General features: G+C 35.4%; 8 protein-coding genes and 2 pseudogenes. All 10 read right to left on the bottom strand.

The genetic code is table 11. The features are described 5' to 3' along the window. Window positions 1-410: 410 nt before the first annotated feature. Entirely contained in the window at window positions 411-806 is a 396-nt protein-coding gene (locus ACFINH_RS08960) for a type II toxin-antitoxin system HicB family antitoxin (RefSeq protein WP_005864994.1), read from the bottom strand. Next, a pseudogene (locus tag ACFINH_RS08965) lies at window positions 803-1,002 on the bottom strand (type II toxin-antitoxin system HicA family toxin). Before ACFINH_RS08965 ends, ACFINH_RS08960 begins: the two are co-directional and overlap by 4 nt. A gap of 67 nt (window positions 1,003-1,069) precedes the next feature. Further along, window positions 1,070-1,606, bottom strand: coding sequence for a hypothetical protein (locus ACFINH_RS08970; protein ID WP_375632775.1), 537 nt, complete (start codon window positions 1,604-1,606; stop codon window positions 1,070-1,072). A 10-nt stretch (window positions 1,607-1,616) separates the two neighbouring features. Beyond that, window positions 1,617-2,069: a single-stranded DNA-binding protein gene (gene ssb, locus ACFINH_RS08975; protein WP_375632777.1), complete on the bottom strand. Its 453-nt coding sequence runs from the start codon at window positions 2,067-2,069 to the stop codon at window positions 1,617-1,619. Window positions 2,070-2,205: 136 nt separating this feature from the next. Further along, window positions 2,206-2,586, bottom strand: a complete 381-nt coding sequence (locus ACFINH_RS08980; protein WP_015856258.1) for a helix-turn-helix transcriptional regulator — start codon at window positions 2,584-2,586, stop codon at window positions 2,206-2,208. Between the two features lie 32 nt (window positions 2,587-2,618). After that, window positions 2,619-3,485, bottom strand: coding sequence for a DNA adenine methylase (locus ACFINH_RS08985; RefSeq protein WP_375632779.1), 867 nt, complete (start codon window positions 3,483-3,485; stop codon window positions 2,619-2,621). A 109-nt stretch (window positions 3,486-3,594) separates the two neighbouring features. Beyond that, window positions 3,595-4,113: a hypothetical protein gene (locus tag ACFINH_RS08990; protein ID WP_375632781.1), complete on the bottom strand. Its 519-nt coding sequence runs from the start codon at window positions 4,111-4,113 to the stop codon at window positions 3,595-3,597. Further along, entirely contained in the window at window positions 4,100-4,447 is a 348-nt protein-coding gene (locus ACFINH_RS08995) for a hypothetical protein (RefSeq protein WP_375624113.1), read from the bottom strand. Before ACFINH_RS08995 ends, ACFINH_RS08990 begins: the two co-directional genes overlap by 14 nt. A gap of 180 nt (window positions 4,448-4,627) precedes the next feature. After that, window positions 4,628-5,077, bottom strand: a complete 450-nt coding sequence (locus ACFINH_RS09000) for a hypothetical protein (protein WP_375632783.1) — start codon at window positions 5,075-5,077, stop codon at window positions 4,628-4,630. Next, window positions 4,998-5,312, bottom strand: a pseudogene (locus ACFINH_RS09005) (hypothetical protein); the annotation flags it as partial. The gene ACFINH_RS09000 and the pseudogene ACFINH_RS09005, both read right to left, overlap by 80 nt.

A 5,312-nucleotide genomic window follows, 5' to 3' on the forward strand; every position in this document is an offset into this window, starting at 1 on the left:
ACAAATGGATTATTGGGTGTTGATGGTTCAAAGCGAACAGTGCTTTTATTGTCTCCAACAACACACATTGGCTTAGTGATGACAGCTTTCATCATTGCTCCTTTTGAGTCATAATTAATGACATCATTAGTCAAATATTGATTTTTATTCTGTGAAAAATTGATTAACCAGAATTACCTAGAAAACGGGGCTTTCTAGCCACGTTTCAAGTTCACATTTTACTGAATTTTTGAGGATATTTTTGAATTTTAGACACAATACGACTAGTGCCGTGTCGTCATTAAATACGATTTTTTACACTATGTCAACAAAAAAATCATGATCTTGTATTTTTTTTATTTTTTTTACCTAAATATGGTGTTTTTAGAAACAAAAAGGTATCTATTGACACAGCCAAAAAAGAAGAAAATCTAAATATTAAGCTCGTGACGCGCTGCTGTTGCCAAAAAAGCAGATCTTGTTAAACCTCTTTCTTGTGCACAATCATCAATTGCACGCAAAAGCCCTCTTTCAATAGATATATTCGTACGTACCACTTCTGCATCATTTTCAATAAAGGGGACTTGTATTAAAAAAGCTCCTTCTGACAAAGCTGTTTTGACAGATTCCCGTTGTATGACTTCTTCAAATTTTGAAGGAATAGGCACTATATCTATATCTTCACAATAAAGTTGAAGTGCTTCTGTTGCATTTGCGATTAAATTTTCTTCCTCATCAGCAGCAGAAAAAAGCCCCTCAAAATCAGGAAACTGAACACCAAAAGCAGAATCTTCATCTTTATGAACAAGAGCAAAAAATCTTTTCATTTTTCTTCTCCTTTTTTTAACCAACCTGCTTGTTGTGCGATAGAACGTGCTGTACCAATCGGAAGATTTTTTTAGGATGTGGAACAATAACAACCTTACCATCTTTTTTTAATTTATGATGAGAACCTTTTACTTTGACAAGTTCAAAGCCATCACGCTTTAATTTTGCAATGATTTTTCGGCTATCTTGTTCCATTCCCTAAACTCACGATGTGTAAATATATACATATTTTAATGATTTTTCATCTGATGTCAATTCTTTTTTAACGGCTAAAGTGCTTATGAAGCGCATTAAGAACAATACGCAAAGAACTAACAAGATGTGTTAGCGATTGATCTTCTATAACAAGATATTGTAATGCAGCATAAAGATTATACTGTCTATAGAGGTGTTGTGCTTCTTTGATAGCCTCTTTCGTCACTTCATAACAATGAGTTGCTCTTTCAATCCACCGTTTTTGTGCCTCCTCATTTGATGGAGGAGTAAAGTTATCATAAATTGCATTAGGCAATCCTTTTGCACATAGGTAATTGTTTTTCACTTCAAGATATTTTTGCGCAGCATCATATTGGTCTTGATTTATTTCGCCTTGCAAATAAAGCCGCCCGATATAGGTGCCGGAAAGCGGATTTTTAGCCTCTTCTATGGTCAAACAGAAGCGTTTGGCACGCATTTCAATTGCCAATTTATCCATGGGTTCATGCGGTGTTTTTGCTCGTGAGATGCGTCCATTTGGTTCTCTGATACACCCTTTAATCCGAGGACGACCACGTTTTGTACGTTTTTTTCTTTTAGCCATATTTTTTCAATCAGAATGGGACGCTATCGTTAAGAGCTGTTCTATAATCTTGAGCACCTGAAGCGATAGCATAACTTTGAGAAGTAATGGGTGAAGGGGTAGGGGATGCCGATTGAGCTTTCTTTGCATCAAGCAAATACAATTCACCTTTGAATTGTGGTAAGACAATCTCTGTTGTATAACGGTCATGCCCATTTTTATCTTGCCATTTGCGTGTCTGTAATTTTCCTTCTACGTAAACCTTTGAACCTTTGTTTAGATATTGAAGTGCAATTTTTGCTAAATGTGGATTAAAAATCACAACTGAATGCCATTCAGTTTTCTCTACTTTTTGATTGGTTTTTTTATCTGTATAGCTCTCAGAAGTCGCTATACTAAAATTGACTATTTCTGCTCCAGAATTCATTGTTTTGCTTTCGGGATTAGCACCAAGGCGCCCGATTAACGTCACTTTATTTAGCATATTTGTAGCCCCATTAGATTAGCAATTTATACATGAAAAATCTTAACATAATTTACGTATTTATTCAATTATTTCAAAAGGATAATATTGTTTTTTAACATATAAAATTATGTTTACGGTGTATAAAATAAGGGGATCAAGGTATTCTATTCTGCAAGCACCGTTTTTTTTCTACTTTCTCCATGAGTTCCTTGCACTTTGTCAGATCTTGTTGTGAAAGAGACTTAAACATTCTAACAAACGTGTTAGAAATTTCATGGTTAAGTGGGTCAGAAGAGTTCATTGTAAAATTCTTACGACAAATATTTGCTTCTCTTCTCAAGATAGAAGCCGTTTCTTCATCTAAAGCATATTTCTCAATGATCTTTTCTTCCATGTCAGCAGGTATAGGCTTTTTGCCAATTTCTACAGAAGATAAAAATGCTATAGATACGCCTAATTTATTAGCCATATCTAATAAACGTTCTGTCCGATCAATACGAATTTTACGTAAGGTTTTGCCAAATGGTGTAAGCATGTGATTAAAGCTCCTATTAATGAAATCTGCAATTAAGCTGCTTTGAGAAGCGAGCCTATATTCTTTTCTAAAAATTGAGGTACTTTGATTTTAGGTGAAAAAATCATCAATTCGGTAACTTGCCTTTTCTCTTGTAGAGAATATTGTAAGCTAAATTCTATTGAGAGATATTGCCTATACAAAAATTTAATTTCTTCAACGTTGTCATAAGTAATTAGCCAAGGCGCTGTCACATGTTGGGAGATGACATTCTCTAAATTATTATGATCATTAGCTTTGTAAAACGAAGTGTAAAGCCCTTTTCCTTTTTTAAAATAAGGAGGGTCCATATAAAAAAAGGTGTTTTCATCAGTTCCATAACGCAGCAAAAATTCCCGTGCATTTAAACGAGTTAAATGTATTTTATCTTTTTGTTCACTTATGCGAAGAATGCGTTCAATTATATTCTCTTTGTTAAATCGGCAATCTATTTTATAGGCACCGCTTTGTCCTTTCCCTCCAATTGGTCCAGCATTTTTAATAATTCCAGATCTATTTGTGCGATTCAAAAAGAGTGCTGCAAATCCTGCGCTAAGCACATCTGCACTTGCAGGAGAAATTTCTTTTTGTATGTACCATTCTTCTAAGTTAATGGTCGTTGTATTGATTTTTTCTATTAATTCTTCTGTCTTGTGCAAAACGCAATACCAAAAGCTCCAAATGAACAGATCAATATCGTTAATGTGAATATCTTTAATATCACCATTAAAAAGAAGCTTTAGAGCAAGTCCGCACCCGCCAGCAAATGGCTCTCTGTAGGAACAGCCATTTAATGCATTTTTCTCAAATATTTCTTTGATTTTTCCATACAGTGCAGCCTTACCGCCTGGATATCTCAATGGTGAGCAGACATGAGTCATTGTTACGCGCCTTTTTCAATGATTTTTTGATGTTTTTGTTGATTTCATCTATGAACGTTGAGAAGAGACAACGCCATTTAATCTGAACAGTTTTATAAAATCGGAAATTTTACTTTTGGTTTTTAACTGAGCACTGTAGTGTGTAAATAGATATGTTTATTAAACTGCGTGTACGAAACATAAGAAACAATACACAGCATAAAAAATAGTACCAAAGTACAATGTCTAAATACCCAAATACGGTATCCAATGAAAAAGAAAGCTTGTACTCCACGTACTTAGAAATGAAAGGTAAAGAAACAGTTTCCTTATAACTATTTGGGAAAATTAAAACGACAAGCGCTAAACTTATTAGTTTTAAGAGTCTGTGCAAATACTGTTGTAAATCACGTGTTAGTTTCACCCAACCCGTTGTATCATCATCTTTATATTTTGGATTGTTCTGCAACTCAGAAGGAATATGAGAATTGCATAAAATTGCAAAAACAGTTGTGACTATTACCAAAGAAACAGATGCGAATGTCAAAATACTTTGAATAAAGTAAGGATTTTTTTTAATTCCTAAAAAACATAAAAATATAAAAGTTATAATGCCAAACAAGGCTCTTAGCTGTTTATCTGTAAACATATTTATTTCCTGCGGTTTTCGATAATTTTTTGATCTCTTTATTGATCTCGTCTATAAGAGGTTCGTAATTGAGAACGCTTTTCGGAATATTCCCACCGTAAACCCATGCTTTTACTTGCGCTTTGGTACTAAAATCCGCATTTTCTGGTGTGGTATAATACTGGCCGCCATCAAACTTTTCACACTCTCTTGTGCCGTCTTCATATTCGTAGAGGTTGTAAAAATACTCCTCTGCTCCGTCCCCCCAAGGAACATAACCAACAGCTGTTGCAACAAACTCTTTTTGCATGGGTTGTTTACGCTTTTTTAAGAACAGGTCTTTTAATATTCTCATGTTTTTAGTCCATAATTTTACCAATTGGTCTATTTACCTAAAATTTGACCGTACAGAGCGTTTTATATTTCGGATAGGTTTTATCATAAAATCTTTAAATCGCTTTGTACGGTGCCTTTTTGTCGATTTAAATGCATGTCTAATCGTAAAATGATCAGCACTTTTCACTAGTTTGCTGTTTTAAGCCGCTTTTGAATTGCTACTGTCATGACACTCTTCACTAGGCTTTCCTATTCTCATGAATGAAATGCGCTTGCCTCCTAAGGCTAGGTTACGCGTATTTTCAACTGCTATAAAAACTCTCTCAGCAACACCATAAAGCCTGCTTTCTAAATCACGACAATACTGCGCTAGATCAGCACAAGAGGGGACAAAGGTTGTTGACATACCTTTTGCTTCACCACGTATAAGATTTTTAACAGCTTGCAACAAAGACCAGAGTGAAATGCCGTTAAGAGCTGCGATATAAGCCTTTGCACGCGCTTCTACATTCAAAACTTTTTGCATTGTCAAACCGCCTTCAAGCACATCAAGCGCCTCTGCAATATCTTCAACAGACGCTTTCAAGGTAAGTAAGTTTTGAACAGTCTGATAGGCTTCTAAAGCTTGTTTCTCTAGGGTTGCTGTCAATTGAATGCCATTTCTCAAGGTCCATGGGAACTCCAGAGTTACACATTGCTCTATCTGTTGCACGGTATCTTGTAGAGGCGTCACTAAGCTGTGTTGCACCGATAAGATTACGGATTGTCTCTCCGGTACCACCACGAGTTCTTTGATCTTTTGAAAAGTTTCCATTGTTTCCACCATTGTTGTTCGTGTTTTTCGTTTTTTCTAAACCCTCGATAGCCCTGCGTACCCAGTTACG

The organism is Bartonella sp. AA74HLJMH, from assembly GCF_042197045.1.
Lineage (GTDB): Bacteria > Pseudomonadota > Alphaproteobacteria > Rhizobiales > Rhizobiaceae > Bartonella.

Excerpts from the sequence above, each read along its gene's own strand:
- ACFINH_RS08970 (WP_375632775.1), bottom strand. The coding sequence starts at position 1,606 with ATGGCTAAAAGAAAAAAACGTACAAAACGTGGTCGTCCTCGGATTAAA.
- ACFINH_RS08990 (WP_375632781.1), bottom strand. The coding sequence starts at position 4,113 with ATGTTTACAGATAAACAGCTAAGAGCCTTGTTTGGCATTATAACTTTT.
- ssb (WP_375632777.1), bottom strand. The coding sequence starts at position 2,069 with ATGCTAAATAAAGTGACGTTAATCGGGCGCCTTGGTGCTAATCCCGAA.
- ACFINH_RS08960 (WP_005864994.1), bottom strand. The coding sequence starts at position 806 with ATGAAAAGATTTTTTGCTCTTGTTCATAAAGATGAAGATTCTGCTTTT.
- ACFINH_RS08980 (WP_015856258.1), bottom strand. The coding sequence starts at position 2,586 with ATGCTTACACCATTTGGCAAAACCTTACGTAAAATTCGTATTGATCGG.
- ACFINH_RS08995 (WP_375624113.1), bottom strand. The coding sequence starts at position 4,447 with ATGAGAATATTAAAAGACCTGTTCTTAAAAAAGCGTAAACAACCCATG.
- ACFINH_RS08985 (WP_375632779.1), bottom strand. The coding sequence starts at position 3,485 with ATGACTCATGTCTGCTCACCATTGAGATATCCAGGCGGTAAGGCTGCA.